We start from the raw sequence: 17,335 nt of genomic DNA on the forward strand, positions 1-17,335 counted from the left end.
CCGGCTTGCCGGCGATGCTTTTTCAGGACACCCACCATGACCCAGAAACCCACCCTGCACCCGCGCAACCGCCATCAGGGGCGCTACGACTTCCCCAGCCTGATCAAGGCCCACCCGGACCTGGCTCGTTTCACCATCACCAACCCTCACGGTAAACCCAGCATCGACTTCGCCAACCCCGAAGCCGTGCGGGTGTTCAACCGCGCCTTGCTCAAGGCCCAGTACGGCATCCAGCACTGGGACATTCCCGCCGATTACCTGTGCCCGCCGATACCGGGCCGCGCCGACTACATTCACGTCGCCGCCGACCTGCTGGCCGAAGACAACGCAGGTGAAGTGCCCAAAGGCGCTCAGGTGCGCGCCCTGGACATTGGCGTGGGTGCCAACTGCATCTACCCGCTGCTCGGCCACAGCGATTACCGCTGGCGCTTCCTTGGCTCGGACATCGACCCTGTGGCACTGGCCTCGGCCAAGGCCATCGTTCAGGCCAACACGCTGAGCAAGGCCATCGCACTGCGCCAACAGAACGATCCCAAGCTCATTCTCGGTGGCCTGCTGGAGGAAGACGAACGCTTCGACCTGACCTTGTGCAACCCGCCCTTCCACGCCTCCCGCGATGAAGCCACCCGCGGTAGCCAGCGCAAGTGGAAGAACCTCGGTAAACAGGACCCCAAGCGCAAGCTGCCCGTGCTCAACTTCGGCGGGCAGAACAACGAGCTGTGGTGTGAAGGTGGCGAGATCCGCTTCGTCAGCCAGCTGGTTGGCGAAAGCGTGCAGTACGCCTTGCAGGTATTGTGGTTCACCAGCCTGGTGTCCAAGGCCAGCAACCTGCCGGGCATCGAAGCGGCGCTGAAAAAAGCCGGGGCCAAGGCCGTACGCATCGTTGAGATGGGCCAGGGGCAGAAACAAAGCCGTATGGTTGCGTGGAGCTTCCACGACCATGGCCAACGCCAGGCCTGGAACGCCCGACGCAAATCACAGGCATGAAAAAACCGCGCCCGGGCAAGCCGGGCGCGGTTTCGTCAATGCATCAACGAATTACTTGTTGATAGCGTCGGTCAGCGACTTGGCCGGCACGAACTTGACGACTTTCTTGGCAGCGATTTCGATGGCGGCGCCAGTCGAAGGGTTGCGGCCGGTACGGGCAGGACGCTCGGAGACTTTCAGCTTGCCGATGCCTGGCAGAGTGATTTCAGCGCCGTTTTCCAGCTGGTCGGCAACGATCTGGCCCAGTTGCTCCAGAGCGTTTTTGGCGGTGGCTTTCGGCTGAGCGATCGACTCGGCGATATCGGCAATCAGTTGGTCTTTGGTCAATGCCATGGTGGTGTTCCTTCCCTATCAAATTCAGTGGTTATGCAGCGCTCTACGACGTTATCGGGCCAGCCCCTGAAGTCTGGAGGGCCGCGCCAATCGGGCATGTAGATGCACAAATCGGCGTTTGGTTCGACACGGCGCAAGTGCGCTGCCAGCAATGCGCCACCCGAGGTGCGCAAGACCGCGCAAAGCTACCACAGGAATGGATAAATATCCGCTGCTCGCTTCAATTTAGTGCAGGTTTTTCGGGGGTTTTAGCCAAATTCGCTAAAAATTGAACAAAAAAACAACAACCGGCATTTCTGCCAACATCCGGCCACTGCATCACCTGCCGTCTGCGGTAAACTTCCCCACTTTTGCAGCGCGGCGCCTGGCCGCCCACGACTGACCGAGAATTCCATGCCAATCCGTCATTGCATCGTTCACCTGATCGACAAGAAGCCCGATGGCAGCCCCGCCGTGCTCCACGCACGGGATACCGAGCTGGGTGCATCGGACGCTATCGAAAACCTGCTGGCCGACCTCAACGACAGCTACAACGCCAAGCAGGGCAAAGCCTGGGGCTTCTTCCACGGTGAATCCGGCGCCTACCCGCTGAGCGGCTGGCTCAAGCAGTACCTGGAAGAAGAAAAGGACTTTGCCGCCTTCAGCCGCGTTGCCGTTGAGCATCTGCAAAAACTGATGGAAGAATCCAACCTGTCCACTGGCGGCCACATCCTGTTTGCCCACTACCAGCAAGGCATGACCGACTACCTGGCCATCGCTCTGCTGCACCACAGCGAAGGCGTGGCGGTGAACGCCGAGCTGGATGTGACGCCTTCGCGGCACCTGGACCTGGGCCAGTTGCACCTGGCGGCACGTATCAACTTGTCGGAGTGGAAGAACAACCAGAACTCCAAGCAGTACATCTCGTTCATCAAGGGCAAGAATGGCAAGAAGGTTTCGGACTACTTCCGTGACTTCATCGGCTGCCAGGAAGGCGTCGACGGCCCAGGCGAAACCCGTACCCTGCTCAAGGCGTTCAGCGACTTCGTTGAAAGCGAGGACCTGCCGGAAGAAGCCGCACGCGAAAAGACCCAGACCCTGGTCGACTACGCCACCACCCAGACCAAACTGGGCGAGCCGGTAACCTTGGAAGAGCTGTCCAGCCTGATCGACGAAGACCGCCCCAAGGCCTTCTACGACCATATCCGCAACAAGGACTACGGCCTGTCGCCAGAGATCCCGGCGGACAAACGTACCCTCAACCAGTTTCGCCGCTTCACCGGGCGTGCCGAAGGCCTGTCGATCAGCTTCGAAGCGCATCTGCTGGGGGACAAGGTGGAGTATGACGAGGCGGCGGGTACACTGATCATCAAAGGCCTGCCGACGCAGCTGGTGGACCAGCTCAAGCGCCGCAAGGACTGATCAACCGTTGGCATAGGAGGCGACCAACGCCTCCTTGGCTGCTTTGCGCAACTTCTTCACCAGGCGCTCCTGGCGCAATGCCTCGCCCTTGTCCGGCCATTGCTCGACGTAGACCAGCGCCTGCGCCGGGCTGGTCTTGAAATACCGCGCCCCCTGCCCTTTCTGATGCGCCACGAAACGCCGCTGCGGATCATCACTGATGCCGCAGTACAGCGATCCATTGGCAGCGCGCACCAGGTAGACATACCAAGGTTTGCAGATGGGTTTTTCCGATACGTCGCTCACGATGCTTGTGCCTGGCTGCGAAGCGCACAGCTTAACCGCTCACTTCGCCTGCTGAAACGCACGCAGCCCTTTGAATGCCTGCTGGCGCACTTTGTTCTGCAGCATGGGCGACCACCCCAGCAACACACCGGGGGCACCCAACGCCTGACGCGACCAGCGCCACAGGTCGAAGCTGTCATCGTGCTGGCAGATCAACCCGTCGCGGATGACGAAGCGCGCCTGAATATCGTTGACCACGGTACGGCCGGTCTGGCTGAACAGGTACGTCGCCACCCAATGTGCGCAGGCGCTGCGCTCGTCTGCGCGGACATGGTCGAATGTCAGAGAGAAATCCTTGGCCCGTGTGGTGAGCATCCGCCACATGTCACCGGCATCACGGCCGCGCAGGGTACCGAAAACCGGGTCACTGAAGACGATGTCCTCGCTGTAGCAAGCCACCATCGCTTCAGCGTCCAGGCGCTGGAAAGCTTGATAGAAGCGGGTGATCAGGTCACGGTTGGCATCGCTCATGGGCAGGCCCGTCCTGGGAATGGAAAGCTGCACGATAATCTGTGGGCAGCGGCAATGCCATGCCCATTTGCAACGTGAATGCAGGCTGGATCACTGCACGCCTCAAAGCCTTTCGCTGCTCACGTTGACATGCCGCGCCCGCCCCGCCCCAAGGCCGAACACAATGGCTCCCACGCCCAGCACGGCAAAGATCCAGCCCACGGCGGCCCAGCCGCCCGTCATGTCATGCACCAACCCCACGGCAAAGGGGCCCATCGAGGCAAGGGTGTAGCCCACGCCCTGGGCCATGCTCGACAGGTTGGCCGCCACGTGGGCGTCTTTGGAGCGCAGCACGATCAGCGTCAGCGCCAAGGCAAACGTACCGCCCTGCCCCAGCCCCAGCAGCACCGCCCAGCCCCACAGACCAGACAGCGGCGCATACAGGCAACCGAACAGGCCGGCGAGGGTGATGAGCATGACCAGCACGATTGCCAACCGCTGGTCTTTGCCCCGTGTGGCCAGCCAGGGCGCACTCAGCGAGCTGACCAGTTGCACGATCACCGAACCGGAGAGCACCAGGCCCGCCTCGGTCGGGCTCAGGCCACGGCCGATGAGGATAGACGGCAACCAGCCGAACACGATGTAGGCCAGCGATGACTGCAGGCCCATGTACAGGGTTACCTGCCAGGCCAGCGGATCACGCCACAGCCCTTTCACCCGGTAAGCCACCTTGTGCATGCCGTGCCCTTGGTGCGCCTGGGGCGACCAGACCAGCATGGCCAGCAATGCCGGGATCATCCAGAACCCCAGGCCCAAGGCCCAACTGCCGTGCAAGTGCTCGGTCAGCGGCACCGTGGCGCCTGCCGCCATGGCTGCGCCCAGGCAAAGGGCCATGGTGTAGACCCCCGTCAAGGTGCCGGCGTGGCTGGGAAAATCACGCTTGACGATACCAGGCAACAGCACGCCGATGATGCCAATGCTGGCGCCGGCCATGATGCTGCCAAGAAATACCCCGGTGGTACCCAACGCACTGCGCAGCACGATGCCCAGCGCCAGCGTCAGCAAGATGCCGAGGATCACCCGCTCGCTGCCCCAACGCCGCGCAAGCAGCGGTGCAAGGGGCGCGAACAGCCCCAGGCAGAGCACTGGCAAGGTCGTCAGCAGCCCCGCTTCAGAGGCACTGAGGCCAAGGCTTTCACTGACCAGGCCAAGTACCGGGGCCATGCTGGACAGCGCCGGGCGCAGGTTCAAGGCAACCAGTACCAGGCCCAACAACAGCAACCAGGGCCGCTGCAGCACCACAGGCCGGCCCTGCACTTGCGCATCATCGGCTTCGGCATCGATCAGCAGTTCATCCAGCTCGCGCTCGCGGGCAGGTGTGTCACGGGTCATTGGTTCAGCCATGGCCTTCTCGTGGTCAGGATTCGATGAGGGTCCGGCTCAGGCTCTTGGCCCGCTCCGGATCGCGTTGTTCGATGGCGTCGAGGATCTGACCATGCAGATCGAAGGTGGCCTGGCAGCGCGGGACAGTGGCCATGTTGTGCTGCAACGCGGCAGCCACGACACCCGAGAAATAGCGGTACAACTCGCTTAGCGCCGGGTTGTGAGCAGCGTCGATAAGGCGTTGGTGAAACGCCAGGTCGCAACTGACGTAAGCATCCACATCACCATGAAAATGTTCGGCGCTGCCCTGCAACGCGATGCGCAGGGCACGCAAGTCGTCGTCGGTGCGGCGCAGTGCTGCCAAGCCTATCGCCTCGGTTTCCAGGATGTGCCGCGTTTCCCTCGCCTGTTCCAGCGTGCAGCGCGACATTGCCTGGACCGCCTGCAGTGGGTCCAGGCAAGTACGCAGGTAGCTGCCATCGCCCTGGCGGATTTCCACCAGGCCACTGAAGGCGAGCACGCGCATGGCCTCACGCACGGTATTGCGGCTGATGCCCAATTCCAGGGCCAGCTCCGGCTCGGTGGGCAAGCGCTGCCCTACCCGCCAGTCACCTTGGAGAATGCGCTCACGCATGCGCTCCACCGCGAGCTCGACCAAGGATCGCTTGGCCAATTCATTGCCCATGCCTATTCAACCAATCATCCGACGAATTTGCGTATGTTAAGCCAGCGTGGATAGCAGATCAAATCAGCGTGCCGGCCAAACCAAAGGGGCCGCAGTGCGGCCCCTTTGGGTATCAGTTCAACGCGTCGATCAGCGCCTGGTTCATGTCTGGCGTACCAATGGTGATACGCAGGAACTGAGCAATCCGCTGTTGCTTGAAGTGGCGCACAATCACACCTTGCTCACGCAGGCGCGCCGCCAGCTGCGCCGCATCCTCCTGCGGGTGGCGGGCGAAGATGAAGTTGGCCGCCGATGGCAGCACCTCGAAGCCCTTGGCAGTCAACTGTTCAACCAGTGCCTCACGGCTTTCGATCACCTTGCAGCAGGTGTCTTCGAAGTACGCCTGGTCCTCGAACGCTGCAGCAGCGCCGACGATCGCCATGCGGTCCAGCGGGTAGGAGTTGAAGCTGTTCTTGATCCGCTCCAGCGCCTCGATGAGGTCCGGGTGCCCTACCGCCAGGCCGACCCGCAGGCCGGCCAGCGAGCGCGACTTGGACAAGGTCTGGGTCACCAGCAGGTTGTCGTAGCGGTTAACCAGGCTGATCGCCGTCTGGCCACCAAAGTCGATATAGGCTTCATCCACCACCACCACCGAGTCGCGGTTGGCCTGCAACAGCTGCTCGATCGCCTGCAGCGGCAACAGGCAACCGGTCGGCGCGTTCGGGTTGGGGAAGATGATCCCGGCATTGGGCTTGTGGTAGTCCTCGACACGGATCTGGAACTGGTCATCCAGCGCCACCGGCTCGAACGGGATGCCATACAGGCCGCAGTACACGGGGTAAAAGCTGTAGCTGATGTCCGGGAACAACAGCGGGCCACCGTGCTGGAACAGGCCGTGGAAAATGTGCGCCAGCACTTCGTCCGAGCCGTTGCCCACGAACACCTGCCCAGTGGTAACGCCGTAATACTCGGCCACCGCCTGCTTGAGCCGGTCACCGTTAGGGTCCGGGTACAAACGCAGGTTGTCGTTCAGCTCGCCGCGCATGGCTTCCAGGGCCTTGGGCGACGGGCCATAGGGGTTTTCGTTGGTGTTGAGCTTGACCAACCGGGCCAGCTTGGGCTGTTCACCGGGGACGTAAGGCACCAGGTCCTTGACGAAGGGGCTCCAGAATCGACTCATGCTCAGTTCCCCTTGTCTTGGGTCAGGATACGGTATTCGGCGCTGCGGGCGTGGGCGGTCAGGGACTCGCCACGGGCCAGGACCGAGGCGGTGTGGCCCAGCTCGGAGGCCCCCTGCTCGGAGCAGAAGATGATCGACGAACGCTTCTGGAAGTCATAAACCCCCAGTGGCGACGAGAAACGCGCGGTACCGGACGTCGGCAGCACATGGTTGGGGCCGGCGCAGTAGTCGCCGAGCGCCTCGCTGGTGTGACGGCCCATGAAGATAGCGCCGGCGTGCCGGATCTGCCCCAGCCAGGCCTGCGGATCGGCGACCGACAGTTCCAGGTGTTCAGGGGCAATACGGTTGGCCACCTCGATGGCTTGCTGCATGTCGCGCACCTGGATCAACGCGCCCCGGCCATTGATCGATTTCTCGATGATCTCGGCGCGCTCCATGGTTGGCATCAGCTTGTCGATACTGGCGGCCACACGGTCGAGGAACCCGGCATCCGGGCTGACCAGGATGGCCTGGGCGTCTTCGTCGTGTTCGGCCTGGGAGAACAGGTCCATGGCGATCCAGTCGGGGTCCGTCTGGCCGTCACACACCACGAGGATTTCCGAAGGGCCGGCGATCATGTCGATACCGACCTGGCCAAACACATGACGCTTGGCGGTGGCCACGTAGATGTTGCCTGGGCCGACGATCTTGTCCACCTGCGGCACGCTCTCGGTGCCATAGGCCAGGGCCGCGACTGCTTGAGCACCACCCACGGTGAACACGCGGTCGACACCCGCAATGCAGGCAGCAGCCAGTACCAGCTCGTTGACTTCACCGCGCGGCGTCGGCACCACCATGACCACTTCAGCCACACCCGCGACCTTGGCCGGGATGGCGTTCATCAGTACCGACGACGGGTAGGACGCTTTACCGCCAGGTACATACAAGCCGGCGCGATCGAGCGGGGTCACCTTCTGGCCCAATACGGTACCGTCGGCCTCGGTGTACTGCCAGGAGTCCTGCTTCTGCCGCTCGTGGTAGATACGCACGCGCTCGGCGGCTTTCTCAAGGGCTGTACGCTGGGCGTCGGTGATGCGGGTCAGGGCCAGTTCCAGGCGCTCGCGACCCAGGATCAGGTCTTCGATGCTGTTGGCGGCAACGCCGTCGAAACGCTGGGTGAATTCCACCAGCGCCGCATCGCCGCGCTCACGCACGGCCTTGATGATGTCGAGCACGCGCTGGTTGACCGCGTCATCGGACACACTTTCCCAGCTCAGCAGATGATCCAGATGTCGGGCGAAATCCGGATCAGCGGCGTTGAGACGGGCAATTGCAGTAGACACGGTCATGACGAGGGCCTCGATTATTAGCGAATGCTCAGGCGCCCTAGGCTACCAGTCCATCCGCGCGGGCACCCGAGAAAAGTGGCTATGACGCGGATAGACGGGCGCGACAGCAGAGGTCGCGCGTTCGAGTCAGCCGCGGTGTCGCGATTCGACAGCTTGACGCAGGGTGTCGATCAGGCTCTGGATGCGGGCGTGCTGCATCTTCATGGACGCCTTGTTGACCACCAGGCGCGAGCTGATCGTGGCGATCAGGTCCTGGGGCTCCAGGCCGTTGGCGCGCAGCGTGTTGCCGGTGTCGACGACGTCGATGATCTTGTCGGCGAGATTGATCAGCGGCGCCAGTTCCATCGAACCGTACAGCTTGATGATGTCGACCTGGCGACCTTGCTCGGCGTAATAGCGCTTGGCTACGTTGACGAACTTGGTTGCAACGCGCAGGCGGCCCTTGGGCTCGGGCGCACCGACCACGCCTGCGGTCATCAGCTTGCAGCGGGCGATCTGCAGGTCCAGCGGCTCATACAAGCCCTGGCCGCCGTACTCCATCAGCACGTCCTTGCCCGCCACACCGAGGTCGGCGGCACCATGCTCGACGTAAGTCGGCACGTCGGTGGCGCGCACGATCAGCAGCCGTACGTCGTCCTGGGTGGTGGGAATGATCAGCTTGCGGCTCTTGTCCGGATTCTCGGTCGGCACGATACCGGCCTCGGCCAGCAACGGCAGGGTATCGTCGAGGATGCGGCCTTTGGAAAGCGCGATGGTCAACATTGGAACGTCGGTCCTTAAGCGGCTACAACCGGCCCGGTCATCGACCCGGCCGTGTTCAATTCAATGGGCGCATCCTTGCGCCGACGAGGCATTAGCCCGGTACGCGACGGATCTTCGCACCCAGCATCTGCAGTTTCTCTTCGATGCACTCGTAACCACGGTCGATGTGATAAATGCGATCGATCAGGGTATCGCCTTCGGCGACCAGCGCTGACAGCACGAGGCTGGCGGAAGCCCGCAGGTCGGTGGCCATGACCGGGGCACCCTTGAGTGCCGGCACGCCGGTCACGATGGCGGTATTGCCCTCGACCTGGATCTGCGCGCCCATGCGGTGCATTTCGTACACGTGCATGAAGCGGTTCTCGAAGATCGTCTCGATGACCGCGCCGGTGCCTTCGGCGATGGCGTTGAGCGAGATGAACTGCGCCTGCATGTCGGTCGGGAACGCCGGGTACGGGGCGGTACGCAGGTTGACGGCTTTGGGCCGCTTGCCATGCATGTTGAGCTCGATCCAGTCCTCGCCGGTGGTCAGGTCGGCACCGGCTTCCTTGAGCTTTTCCAGCACGGCTTCAAGGATGGTCGGATCGGTGTCCTTGACCTTGACACGGCCACCGGTGACGGCCGCAGCGACCAGGTAAGTACCGGTCTCGATACGGTCGGGCATCACGCGGTAGTTGGCCGAATGCAAACGCTCGACGCCATCGATGGTGATGGTGTCGGTGCCAGCGCCTTGCACTTTGCCGCCCATGGCGTTGATGAAGTTGGCCAGGTCGACCACCTCCGGCTCGCGTGCGGCGTTCTGCAGCACACTGCGGCCCTTGGCCAGGGCAGCAGCCATCATGATGTTTTCGGTACCGGTCACGCTGACGGTATCGAAGAAGAAGTGCGCGCCGCGCAGGCCACCTTCAGGCGCCTTGGCCTTGATGTAGCCGCCTTCGACTTCGATCTTGGCACCCATGGCCTCCAGGCCGCGGATGTGCAGGTCGACCGGCCGCGAACCAATAGCGCAACCGCCTGGCAGGGCTACTTCGGCCTCGCCGAACCGGGCAACCATCGGGCCAAGCACCAGGATCGAGGCGCGCATGGTCTTGACCAGCTCGTACGGCGCGACCAGGGTCTTGATGGTACGTGGGTCGATTTCCACCGCCAGCTTTTCGTCGATCACAGGCTCGATGCCCATGCGGCCGAACAGCTCGATCATGGTGGTGATGTCGTGCAGGTGTGGCAGGTTGCCCACGGTGACCGGGCCGTCAGCCAGCAGAGTCGCCGCCAGAATCGGCAGGGCCGCGTTCTTCGCGCCCGAAATGCGGATCTCGCCGTCAAGGCGAGCGCCGCCAGTAATAATCAGTTTGTCCATTGGAGTCTCGCCGCCAAGTTGGCTCAGGTGCGCTCAGCCCAGGCTGCGCTGCTGAAAAATTTCATGGTTACTGCATGGATGCTACCGTTGGCGATCCAGGGATTAAGGTGAGCATAGATCGCCTGCTGACGCTTGACCGGGCTCAGGCCAGCCAACTCGTCGCTGATCACGTTCAACTGGAAGTTGCAGCCTTCGCCTTCAACTTCGACCCGGGATCCCGGCAATTTTTCTTCAAGGAAGCTCTTAACTTCTACGGCCTGCATGCTCAACCTCAATCGGCGCCCGATGCGCACGGGTCAGCCATCATACAAAAAAGCCCCTCGCCTGCGAAGCCCACCGAGGGCGTGCGCTGACCGAGGGGCCTCCAATCAGTGGCAAGCCATCAGCTCGCCAGCACTTCATCGAGGTCATAGACCTCGGCGATTTCCCGCATGTCGTCGGGCATCCCGCGTACCTCACAGGCCTTGCCGCCGGCTTGGCCATCGCGGATGAACGCCAGGAGCAGCGACAGACCGACACTGGAAGATTTTTCCACCGCGGTGCAGTCGATGATAAGGCGTGGCTCGCGGGAAGCCTCGATCAACGCCTTGCCTTGCTTGCGCAAGGCGGGGCCGCTGCGGTAATCCAGTACACCGACCAGGCGCAACACGCCCGGCTCGGCCATGCTCACGCCACCCTCACTCATTTAACGGCCTTTTCGGGCGAAGAGTCGGCGGCTTCCTTGGCCTTGGCCACTTCGCCGGCCCAGCCGTCGATGGTCTTGTCCAGGTCGTTGCCGTTGCGCTGCATGGCGTCGGCGAACTGGTCGCGGAACAGCTTGCCGATGTTGATACCGTTGACGATGACGTTACGTACCTTCCACTCGCCACCGTGGTTTTCCAGAGTGTACTGCACCGGGTACACGGCGCCGTTGTTGCCAGTCACCTTCATGCCAACGCTGGCGCGCTTGCCGTCATTAGCCTGGGCCGGGTCGACGGTAATGCCCTGGTTGTTGTACTCCAGCAGGGCGTTGCCATAGAACTGCATCAGGCTGCGCTTGAAGTTTTCCTGAAAGCGCTGCATCTGCTCAGGCGTGGCCTTGCGCGAGTACTTCACGGTCATGATGCTTTTCGAGATGCCGTCGGCATCGACCACCGGGCCCAGGATGCGATTGAGCGCATCGTAGAAGGCCTGCGGGTTGGACTTGTACTGCTCCTTGTTGGATTTGAGGTCACCCAGCAATTCGTTGGTCGTGCCCTGCACCACCTCGTGCGGAGACTGCCCGGGCGCTGCCAATGCCAGCAGAGGGAAGGCCGCCAGCAGGACCAGCAGGCCACGTCGCAGGATCGAAATCATGGAAACTCCTTAATTAGCCGGTTGTGCTTCTTTCGGTTCCTTGCTCACGGTGTTGAGCAGGAACTTGCCAATCAGATCTTCCAGCACCAGCGCCGACTGGGTGTCATGGATGGTTGCGCCATCCTTGAGCACCTCTTCCTCGCCGCCGACACTGATACCGATGTATTTCTCGCCAAGCAGACCGGCGGTCAGGATCGAAGCAGTGGAGTCTGTCGGCAGGTTGTCGACTTTGCTGTCCAACTGCAGGGTCACCCGGCCAGTGTAGGAATCACGGTCCAGATCGATGGCGGTGACCTTGCCGATCGTCACACCCGCCATGGTCACTTTAGCTCTGACCGTCAAACCGGCGATATTGTCGAAGTAGGCGTAAACTTTGTAGGTATCGCTGCTCGGGCTGGCCGATAGCCCGCTGACACGCAGGGCCAGCAGCAGCAACGCCAGGATCCCGGCCAAAAGGAACAGGCCGACACCGATTTCCAGGGTGCGGTTTTGCATCAGAAATCTCCAAACATCAAGGCGGTCAGAATAAAGTCCAGACCCAGGACAGCCAACGAGGCATAAACCACGGTCTTGGTGGTGGCACGGCTGATCCCTTCTGAGGTGGGCTCGCAGTCATACCCTTGGAATACGGCGATCCAGGTCGTGACGAAGGCGAACACCAGGCTCTTGACCAGCCCGTTGAGCACGTCATCGGTAAAGGAAACGCTGTTCTGCATGTTGGCCCAGAACGAGCCTTCGTAGACGCCCAGCCAGTCCACGGCGACCCACGAGCCGCCCCAGATGCCGACCACGCTGAAGATCAGCGCCAGCAGCGGCAACGAGATGAAACCGGCCCAAAGGCGCGGCGCAACGATGTACTTGAGCGGGTCGACACCGATCATTTCGAGGCTCGACAGCTGCTCGGTAGACTTCATGTTGCCGATTTCGGCGGTCAGCGCCGAACCTGCCCGGCCGGCGAACAGCAAGGCAGTGACCACCGGCCCCAGCTCGCGCAGCAGGGTCAGGGCGACCATCTGCCCCACCGCCTGCTCCGAACCGTACTTGGTCAGAATGCTGTACCCCTGCAGTGCCAGCACCATGCCGATGAACACACCGGACACCGCGACGATCGCCAGCGACAGCACGCCCACCGAATACAGCTGCTTGGTCAGCAGCTGGAAGCCGCCGCCGATGCCGCCACGACCGACCAGTGCATGGAACAGGAACAGGCAGGAACGCCCGAGCACGGCCAACACGTCGATCGCCGAGCGGCCGAACAGGCGGATACGTTCAAGCAAGGATTTTCTGCGCATCAACGCGCCCCCAACAAATCGGCGCGGTAGTCTGGCGCAGGGAAATGGAATGGCACAGGGCCGTCCGGATCGCCCTTCATGAACTGGCGAATGCGTGGATTGTCCGAGCCCATCAGCTCATCGGGCGTACCCTGGCCCAGCACCTGGCCGTCACCGACCACGTAGATGTAGTCGGCGATGCTGGCGGTTTCGGCCAGGTCGTGGGATACCACGATGCTGGTGATACCCAGCGCATCATTGAGCAATCGGATCAGGCGCACCAGTACCCCCATGGCGATCGGGTCCTGGCCGACGAACGGCTCGTCATACATCAGTATCTGCGGATCGAGCGCAATCGCCCGGGCCAGCGCCACGCGCCGCTTCATGCCGCCGGACAGTTCGTCGGGCATCAGATCGATGGCACCGCGCAAACCCACGGCCTGCAATTTCATCAACACGATGTCGCGGATCATCTCGTCCGACAACTGGGTGTGCACGCGCAGCGGGAAAGCGACGTTCTCGAACACATCGAGGTCGGTGAACAGGGCACCGCTCTGGAACAGTACGCCCATCTGCTTGCGCGCATCGAACAGGTCGCTGCGCGACAGGCTCGGCAGGTTCTGCCCGGCGACCCAGACTTCACCAACGGACGGACGCAACTGCGCGCCCATCAGGCGCAGCAGCGTGGTCTTGCCGCACCCGGACGGCCCCATGATGCCGGTGACCTTGCCACGCGGAATGCGTATGTCGACATTGCTGAAAATGCTGCGCGAACCGCGCTTGAAGGTGACGCCCTTCAACTCGACCGCGTAGGCGCTATCCACACTCATCTAGACTCCTTGCTAGTACAGCCATGTCCTAATGGACGCCGGCCCTCATCGTGAAGACACACGCGCCCCTGGCGGGCCGAATAGCGGCGAACTATAGCACCGCTGACAGGGTGGCCCCAAGGCCATGGCGCGAGTCGTTCAGGCCAGCGACAGGCTACGACTTCTTTTCATTGCACAATCGAAAGGGTGAGGCTTTTTTCCATTGCGGCTATAATCGCCGCCTTTTCATCAGGCATTGCTTTTCGACATGAGCCAATCCAGTGAGCTGATCCAGTCCGCCCAGCGCACCCTGCGCCTGGAAATCGAGGCCGTACAAGGTTTGACGGCCAGCATCGATGCCAACTTCGTCAAGGCCTGCGAGCTGATCCTGGCGAGCAAGGGCCGCGTCGTTGTGGTCGGCATGGGCAAGTCTGGGCACATCGGCAACAAGATCGCCGCGACCCTGGCCAGCACCGGCACGCCGGCGTTTTTCGTGCATCCGGCCGAAGCCAGCCATGGCGACATGGGCATGATCACCCGTGGCGACGTCATCCTGGCCCTGTCCAACTCCGGCAGCACCGCCGAAATCGTCACCTTGCTGCCGCTGATCAAGCGCCTGGGCATCCAGCTGATCAGCATGACCGGCAACCCCGACTCGCCACTGGCCCAGGCCGCCGAGGTCAACCTCGACGCCCGTGTCGCCCATGAGGCGTGCCCGCTGAACCTGGCGCCCACCTCATCGACCACCGCAGCACTGGTGCTGGGCGACGCCCTGGCCATCGCCCTGCTCGAAGCGCGCGGGTTTACCGCAGAAGATTTCGCCTTCTCGCACCCCGGTGGCGCGCTGGGCCGCCGCCTGCTGCTCAAGGTCGAGAACGTCATGCACGCGGGCGCCGACCTGCCTCAGGTACAACGTGGCACGCTGCTCAAGGACGCGCTCCTCGAAATGTCCCGCAAAGGCCTGGGCATGACCGTGGTCGCCGAAGCGAACGGCAAGCTGGCCGGCATCTTCACCGACGGTGACCTGCGCCGCAGCCTGGACCGCAACATCGACGTGCACACCACCCTGATCGACCAGGTCATGACCGTGCACGGCAAGACAGCCCGCGCCGAGATGCTCGCCGCCGAAGCCCTGAAGATCATGGAAGACCACAAGATCAGCGCCCTGGTGGTGGTGGACAAGGACGACCGCCCGGTCGGTGCCCTGAACATGCACGACCTGCTGCGCGCAGGCGTGATGTAAATGAGAACGACGCAAATGACCCAGAACCTGATGCAGCGCGGCAAGGCCATCAAGCTTGCCGTGTTCGATGTGGACGGCGTGCTCACCGATGGCCGCCTTTATTTCCTCGAAGATGGCAGCGAATTCAAGACGTTCAACACGCTCGACGGCCAAGGCATCAAGATGCTGATGGCGTCGGGGGTGACCACGGCGATCATCAGCGGACGCAAGACCCCGGTGGTCGAGCGTCGCGCGAAAAACCTCGGCATTCCCCACCTGTTCCAGGGCCGCGAGGACAAACTGGTGGTACTCGACGGCCTGCTCGCGGAACTGGGCCTAAGCTATGAGCAGGTCGCGTACCTGGGCGATGACCTGCCAGACCTGCCAGTCATTCGCAAGGTCGGCCTGGGTATCGCCGTGGCCAACGCCGCACCCTTCGTTCGCCAGCACGCCGACGGCGTGACCCAGGCACGCGGTGGCGAGGGTGCCGCTCGCGAGTTCTGCGAGCTTATCATGCAGGCCCAGGGCACCCTGGACGCTGCCAACGCCAACTACCTGTAGGTTGCCCATGTTCAGCAAGAAAGCCCGCAATATTGCGCTGCTCGCGGTGATCGCCGCCCTGCTGGCGGCAATAGGCTACTGGAATGTCAGCCCCGAGAGCTTCCTCGACAAGCCGGTAGCTCAGGTCGACGAAAGCGCGATCGACTATTATGCGATCAACGCCCACAGCGTACAGTTCTTGCCAGATGGCAAGCTGCAGTACGAAATGACCGCCGACAAGGTCGAACACCTCAAGGCCACCGAGGTCACACTGGTGACCACGCCCGACCTGCACATGTACCGGGGCACCGAATACCCCTGGCACATCCAGAGCGTGCGCGCCGAGGTCAACCCGGACGGCACCGAGGTCGAGCTGATCGACAAGGTGCGCGTGGCCCGCACCGATGAGAAGCAGCGTGAAACCATCATTACCAGCTCACGCATGACCGTGTTCCCGCAGAAGCAATATGCGCAGACCGAGCAAGCCGTTAGAATCGACGGCGCCGGTGGCACAACTACGGGCAAAGGAATGAAAGCGTATTTGAAAGAAGGCAGGATGGACCTGCTCTCTAACGTAAGAGGACAGTATGAGGCTCGTTAAAACCCTCCCCCTTTTGCTCAGCCTGAGCGCAGCACTGGGAAGCGCGAGCGCCTTCGCCCTGCCGACCGACCGTGACCAGCCTATCCGCATCCAGGCCGACAACGCGCACCTGGACGACAAGCAAGGCGTAGCCACCTACACCGGTGACGTGATCATCACTCAGGGCTCGATGATGATCAAAGGCAATACCGTGACCATGACTCGCGCCGCCAACGGTGACATCGACGTGGTCACTTCGGTGGGCAACCTGGCTTATTTCGAGCAGCAACAGAGCGCTGCAAAGCCTGACAAGATGAAAGGCTGGGCTGTGACCATCCAGTATCAGGCGCAGAAGGACACAGTGATCCTCACCGACCGCGCCAAGGTCGAAAACGAAGGCAACACCACCGAAGGCGAAAAGATCGTCTACAACACCAAGTCCCAGGTTGCGACCGCCGGTCGCGGCGGCAACGTGACCCAGCCACGTCAGCGCATCGACATGGTGATCCAGCCGAAGAAGAAGGCCGAGTAAATGGCAACCCTCAAAGCCCAGCACCTGGCCAAGAGCTACAAAGGGCGTCAAGTCGTGCGTGACGTCAGCCTGTCGATCGACAGCGGCCAGATCGTCGGCCTGCTCGGCCCCAACGGCGCCGGCAAGACCACCTGCTTCTACATGATCGTCGGCCTGGTACAGGCCGACCAGGGGCGCGTCCTCATCGACAACCTGGATGTCAGCCACCAGCCCATGCATGGCCGTGCACGCGCCGGCATCGGCTACCTGCCGCAGGAAGCCTCGATCTTCCGCAAGCTGTCGGTGGCCGACAACATCATGGCCATCCTCGAGACCCGCAAGGAACTCGACCGCGAGGGTCGTCGCAAGGAGCTGGAGAGTCTGCTGCAGGAGTTCCACATCAGCCACATCCGCGACAACCTCGGCATGAGCCTTTCCGGCGGCGAGCGTCGCCGTGTCGAGATCGCACGCGCCCTGGCGACAGCCCCCAAGTTCATCCTGCTGGACGAACCCTTCGCTGGCGTCGACCCGATTTCGGTCGGTGACATCAAGCAGATCATCCACCACCTCAAGGCCAAGGGTATCGGTGTACTGATCACCGACCACAACGTGCGTGAAACCCTGGATATCTGTGAAACCGCCTACATCGTCAACGACGGGCAACTGATCGCCGAGGGCGACGCGCAGACCATCCTGGCCAACGAACTGGTCAAGGAAGTTTACCTGGGTCACGAGTTCCGGCTCTGATTCAGGACGCGCCTGGAGCACTGATTTAGCGCCTTGAATGGGCTTAAGTTGTTACAGTACTCTAGGCAAACGCTACAATTTAAGGCATAAAACTTGCTTGAAATTGGCGCTCCGGCGCCCTCGTGTAGTGGATGGCGCATGCGCGCCGGCG

22 protein-coding genes are annotated in these 17,335 nt (G+C 62.1%); 7 read left to right on the forward strand and 15 right to left on the reverse strand.

All coding sequences use genetic code 11. The features are described 5' to 3' along the window. Positions 1–36: 36 nt before the first annotated feature. Positions 37–987, forward strand: coding sequence for a 23S rRNA (adenine(1618)-N(6))-methyltransferase RlmF (rlmF, locus tag OSW16_RS21975; RefSeq protein WP_267818477.1), 951 nt, complete (start codon positions 37–39; stop codon positions 985–987). Between the two features lie 51 nt (positions 988–1,038). Here rlmF and OSW16_RS21980 read toward each other — a convergent pair whose 3' ends face one another. Then, positions 1,039–1,320 carry an HU family DNA-binding protein gene (locus OSW16_RS21980; RefSeq protein WP_012316055.1) on the reverse strand — a complete coding sequence of 94 codons (282 nt, stop codon included), beginning with the start codon at positions 1,318–1,320 and terminating at the stop codon, positions 1,039–1,041. Positions 1,321–1,713: 393 nt separating this feature from the next. On the opposite strand from OSW16_RS21980, the gene yejK reads away from it, so the two are divergent. Beyond that, entirely contained in the window at positions 1,714–2,721 is a 1,008-nt protein-coding gene (gene yejK, locus OSW16_RS21985) for a nucleoid-associated protein YejK (RefSeq protein ID WP_267818479.1), read from the forward strand. Here yejK and OSW16_RS21990 read toward each other — a convergent pair whose 3' ends face one another. The 14 genes from OSW16_RS21990 to OSW16_RS22055 all read right to left on the reverse strand — a co-directional run bounded on the left by OSW16_RS21990 (position 2,722) and on the right by OSW16_RS22055 (position 13,605). Further along, entirely contained in the window at positions 2,722–3,009 is a 288-nt protein-coding gene (locus OSW16_RS21990) for a GIY-YIG nuclease family protein (protein ID WP_372490506.1), read from the reverse strand. A 36-nt stretch (positions 3,010–3,045) separates the two neighbouring features. Continuing rightward, positions 3,046–3,516 carry a nuclear transport factor 2 family protein gene (locus OSW16_RS21995; protein ID WP_267818482.1) on the reverse strand — a complete coding sequence of 157 codons (471 nt, stop codon included), beginning with the start codon at positions 3,514–3,516 and terminating at the stop codon, positions 3,046–3,048. 102 nt (positions 3,517–3,618) lie between these two features. Next, the gene (locus OSW16_RS22000) at positions 3,619–4,899 is read right to left on the reverse strand and encodes a CynX/NimT family MFS transporter (RefSeq protein ID WP_267818484.1); all 1,281 of its coding nucleotides are present in this window, start codon (positions 4,897–4,899) and stop codon (positions 3,619–3,621) included. 13 nt (positions 4,900–4,912) lie between these two features. Then, positions 4,913–5,563, reverse strand: coding sequence for a FadR/GntR family transcriptional regulator (locus tag OSW16_RS22005; RefSeq protein WP_267818486.1), 651 nt, complete (start codon positions 5,561–5,563; stop codon positions 4,913–4,915). Between the two features lie 112 nt (positions 5,564–5,675). Further along, positions 5,676–6,722: a histidinol-phosphate transaminase gene (gene hisC / locus OSW16_RS22010; protein ID WP_267818488.1), complete on the reverse strand. Its 1,047-nt coding sequence runs from the start codon at positions 6,720–6,722 to the stop codon at positions 5,676–5,678. Between the two features lie 2 nt (positions 6,723–6,724). Then, the gene (gene hisD, locus OSW16_RS22015) at positions 6,725–8,050 is read right to left on the reverse strand and encodes a histidinol dehydrogenase (protein WP_267818490.1); all 1,326 of its coding nucleotides are present in this window, start codon (positions 8,048–8,050) and stop codon (positions 6,725–6,727) included. A 126-nt stretch (positions 8,051–8,176) separates the two neighbouring features. Then, a complete protein-coding gene (hisG, locus tag OSW16_RS22020; protein WP_012316063.1) occupies positions 8,177–8,812 on the reverse strand; it encodes an ATP phosphoribosyltransferase in 636 nt (211 codons plus the stop codon). A gap of 91 nt (positions 8,813–8,903) precedes the next feature. After that, the gene (murA, locus tag OSW16_RS22025; protein ID WP_241804244.1) at positions 8,904–10,169 is read right to left on the reverse strand and encodes a UDP-N-acetylglucosamine 1-carboxyvinyltransferase; all 1,266 of its coding nucleotides are present in this window, start codon (positions 10,167–10,169) and stop codon (positions 8,904–8,906) included. A gap of 23 nt (positions 10,170–10,192) precedes the next feature. After that, positions 10,193–10,432, reverse strand: a complete 240-nt coding sequence (locus OSW16_RS22030; RefSeq protein WP_003255121.1) for a BolA family protein — start codon at positions 10,430–10,432, stop codon at positions 10,193–10,195. Positions 10,433–10,551: 119 nt separating this feature from the next. Next, the gene (locus OSW16_RS22035; RefSeq protein WP_267818493.1) at positions 10,552–10,854 is read right to left on the reverse strand and encodes an STAS domain-containing protein; all 303 of its coding nucleotides are present in this window, start codon (positions 10,852–10,854) and stop codon (positions 10,552–10,554) included. After that, a complete protein-coding gene (locus tag OSW16_RS22040) occupies positions 10,851–11,504 on the reverse strand; it encodes an MlaC/ttg2D family ABC transporter substrate-binding protein (protein WP_267818495.1) in 654 nt (217 codons plus the stop codon). The genes OSW16_RS22035 and OSW16_RS22040 overlap by 4 nt, the downstream gene beginning before the upstream one ends. A gap of 9 nt (positions 11,505–11,513) precedes the next feature. Continuing rightward, positions 11,514–11,999, reverse strand: a complete 486-nt coding sequence (gene mlaD, locus OSW16_RS22045; protein WP_241804241.1) for an outer membrane lipid asymmetry maintenance protein MlaD — start codon at positions 11,997–11,999, stop codon at positions 11,514–11,516. Beyond that, complete coding sequence (mlaE, locus tag OSW16_RS22050; RefSeq protein WP_012316068.1) at positions 11,999–12,796, reverse strand: lipid asymmetry maintenance ABC transporter permease subunit MlaE; 798 nt, start codon at positions 12,794–12,796, stop codon at positions 11,999–12,001. Before mlaE ends, mlaD begins: the two co-directional genes overlap by 1 nt. After that, complete coding sequence (locus OSW16_RS22055; protein ID WP_241804240.1) at positions 12,796–13,605, reverse strand: ATP-binding cassette domain-containing protein; 810 nt, start codon at positions 13,603–13,605, stop codon at positions 12,796–12,798. The genes mlaE and OSW16_RS22055 overlap by 1 nt, the downstream gene beginning before the upstream one ends. A 247-nt stretch (positions 13,606–13,852) precedes the next feature. Between OSW16_RS22055 and OSW16_RS22060 the strand changes: the two genes are divergently transcribed. Genes OSW16_RS22060 through lptB form a run of 5 tightly spaced genes read left to right on the forward strand, consistent with a single transcriptional unit; the run spans position 13,853 to position 17,184 of the window. Further along, entirely contained in the window at positions 13,853–14,827 is a 975-nt protein-coding gene (locus tag OSW16_RS22060) for a KpsF/GutQ family sugar-phosphate isomerase (RefSeq protein WP_267818498.1), read from the forward strand. Between the two features lie 15 nt (positions 14,828–14,842). After that, positions 14,843–15,367, forward strand: a complete 525-nt coding sequence (locus OSW16_RS22065) for a KdsC family phosphatase (RefSeq protein ID WP_039604821.1) — start codon at positions 14,843–14,845, stop codon at positions 15,365–15,367. Between the two features lie 7 nt (positions 15,368–15,374). Then, the gene (gene lptC, locus OSW16_RS22070; protein ID WP_039604820.1) at positions 15,375–15,947 is read left to right on the forward strand and encodes an LPS export ABC transporter periplasmic protein LptC; all 573 of its coding nucleotides are present in this window, start codon (positions 15,375–15,377) and stop codon (positions 15,945–15,947) included. Further along, entirely contained in the window at positions 15,934–16,458 is a 525-nt protein-coding gene (lptA, locus tag OSW16_RS22075) for a lipopolysaccharide transport periplasmic protein LptA (protein WP_012316073.1), read from the forward strand. The genes lptC and lptA overlap by 14 nt, the downstream gene beginning before the upstream one ends. Beyond that, entirely contained in the window at positions 16,459–17,184 is a 726-nt protein-coding gene (gene lptB / locus OSW16_RS22080; RefSeq protein ID WP_046784445.1) for an LPS export ABC transporter ATP-binding protein, read from the forward strand. Positions 17,185–17,335 lie beyond the last annotated feature (151 nt).

It is taken from the genome of Pseudomonas putida (assembly GCF_026625125.1).
GTDB lineage: Bacteria > Pseudomonadota > Gammaproteobacteria > Pseudomonadales > Pseudomonadaceae > Aquipseudomonas > Aquipseudomonas putida_X.

Bases quoted from the DNA above. Each gene is read 5' to 3' on its own strand.
- rlmF (WP_267818477.1), top strand. From the start codon at position 37: ATGACCCAGAAACCCACCCTGCACCCGCGCAACCGCCATCAGGGGCGC.
- OSW16_RS21980 (WP_012316055.1), bottom strand. From the start codon at position 1,320: ATGGCATTGACCAAAGACCAACTGATTGCCGATATCGCCGAGTCGATC.
- yejK (WP_267818479.1), top strand. From the start codon at position 1,714: ATGCCAATCCGTCATTGCATCGTTCACCTGATCGACAAGAAGCCCGAT.
- OSW16_RS21995 (WP_267818482.1), bottom strand. From the start codon at position 3,516: ATGAGCGATGCCAACCGTGACCTGATCACCCGCTTCTATCAAGCTTTC.
- OSW16_RS22000 (WP_267818484.1), bottom strand. From the start codon at position 4,899: ATGGCTGAACCAATGACCCGTGACACACCTGCCCGCGAGCGCGAGCTG.
- OSW16_RS22005 (WP_267818486.1), bottom strand. From the start codon at position 5,563: ATGGGCAATGAATTGGCCAAGCGATCCTTGGTCGAGCTCGCGGTGGAG.
- hisC (WP_267818488.1), bottom strand. From the start codon at position 6,722: ATGAGTCGATTCTGGAGCCCCTTCGTCAAGGACCTGGTGCCTTACGTC.
- hisD (WP_267818490.1), bottom strand. From the start codon at position 8,050: ATGACCGTGTCTACTGCAATTGCCCGTCTCAACGCCGCTGATCCGGAT.
- hisG (WP_012316063.1), bottom strand. From the start codon at position 8,812: ATGTTGACCATCGCGCTTTCCAAAGGCCGCATCCTCGACGATACCCTG.
- murA (WP_241804244.1), bottom strand. From the start codon at position 10,169: ATGGACAAACTGATTATTACTGGCGGCGCTCGCCTTGACGGCGAGATC.
- OSW16_RS22030 (WP_003255121.1), bottom strand. From the start codon at position 10,432: ATGCAGGCCGTAGAAGTTAAGAGCTTCCTTGAAGAAAAATTGCCGGGA.
- OSW16_RS22035 (WP_267818493.1), bottom strand. From the start codon at position 10,854: ATGAGTGAGGGTGGCGTGAGCATGGCCGAGCCGGGCGTGTTGCGCCTG.
- OSW16_RS22040 (WP_267818495.1), bottom strand. From the start codon at position 11,504: ATGATTTCGATCCTGCGACGTGGCCTGCTGGTCCTGCTGGCGGCCTTC.
- mlaD (WP_241804241.1), bottom strand. From the start codon at position 11,999: ATGCAAAACCGCACCCTGGAAATCGGTGTCGGCCTGTTCCTTTTGGCC.
- mlaE (WP_012316068.1), bottom strand. From the start codon at position 12,796: ATGCGCAGAAAATCCTTGCTTGAACGTATCCGCCTGTTCGGCCGCTCG.
- OSW16_RS22055 (WP_241804240.1), bottom strand. From the start codon at position 13,605: ATGAGTGTGGATAGCGCCTACGCGGTCGAGTTGAAGGGCGTCACCTTC.
- OSW16_RS22060 (WP_267818498.1), top strand. From the start codon at position 13,853: ATGAGCCAATCCAGTGAGCTGATCCAGTCCGCCCAGCGCACCCTGCGC.
- OSW16_RS22065 (WP_039604821.1), top strand. From the start codon at position 14,843: ATGACCCAGAACCTGATGCAGCGCGGCAAGGCCATCAAGCTTGCCGTG.
- lptC (WP_039604820.1), top strand. From the start codon at position 15,375: ATGTTCAGCAAGAAAGCCCGCAATATTGCGCTGCTCGCGGTGATCGCC.
- lptA (WP_012316073.1), top strand. From the start codon at position 15,934: ATGAGGCTCGTTAAAACCCTCCCCCTTTTGCTCAGCCTGAGCGCAGCA.
- lptB (WP_046784445.1), top strand. From the start codon at position 16,459: ATGGCAACCCTCAAAGCCCAGCACCTGGCCAAGAGCTACAAAGGGCGT.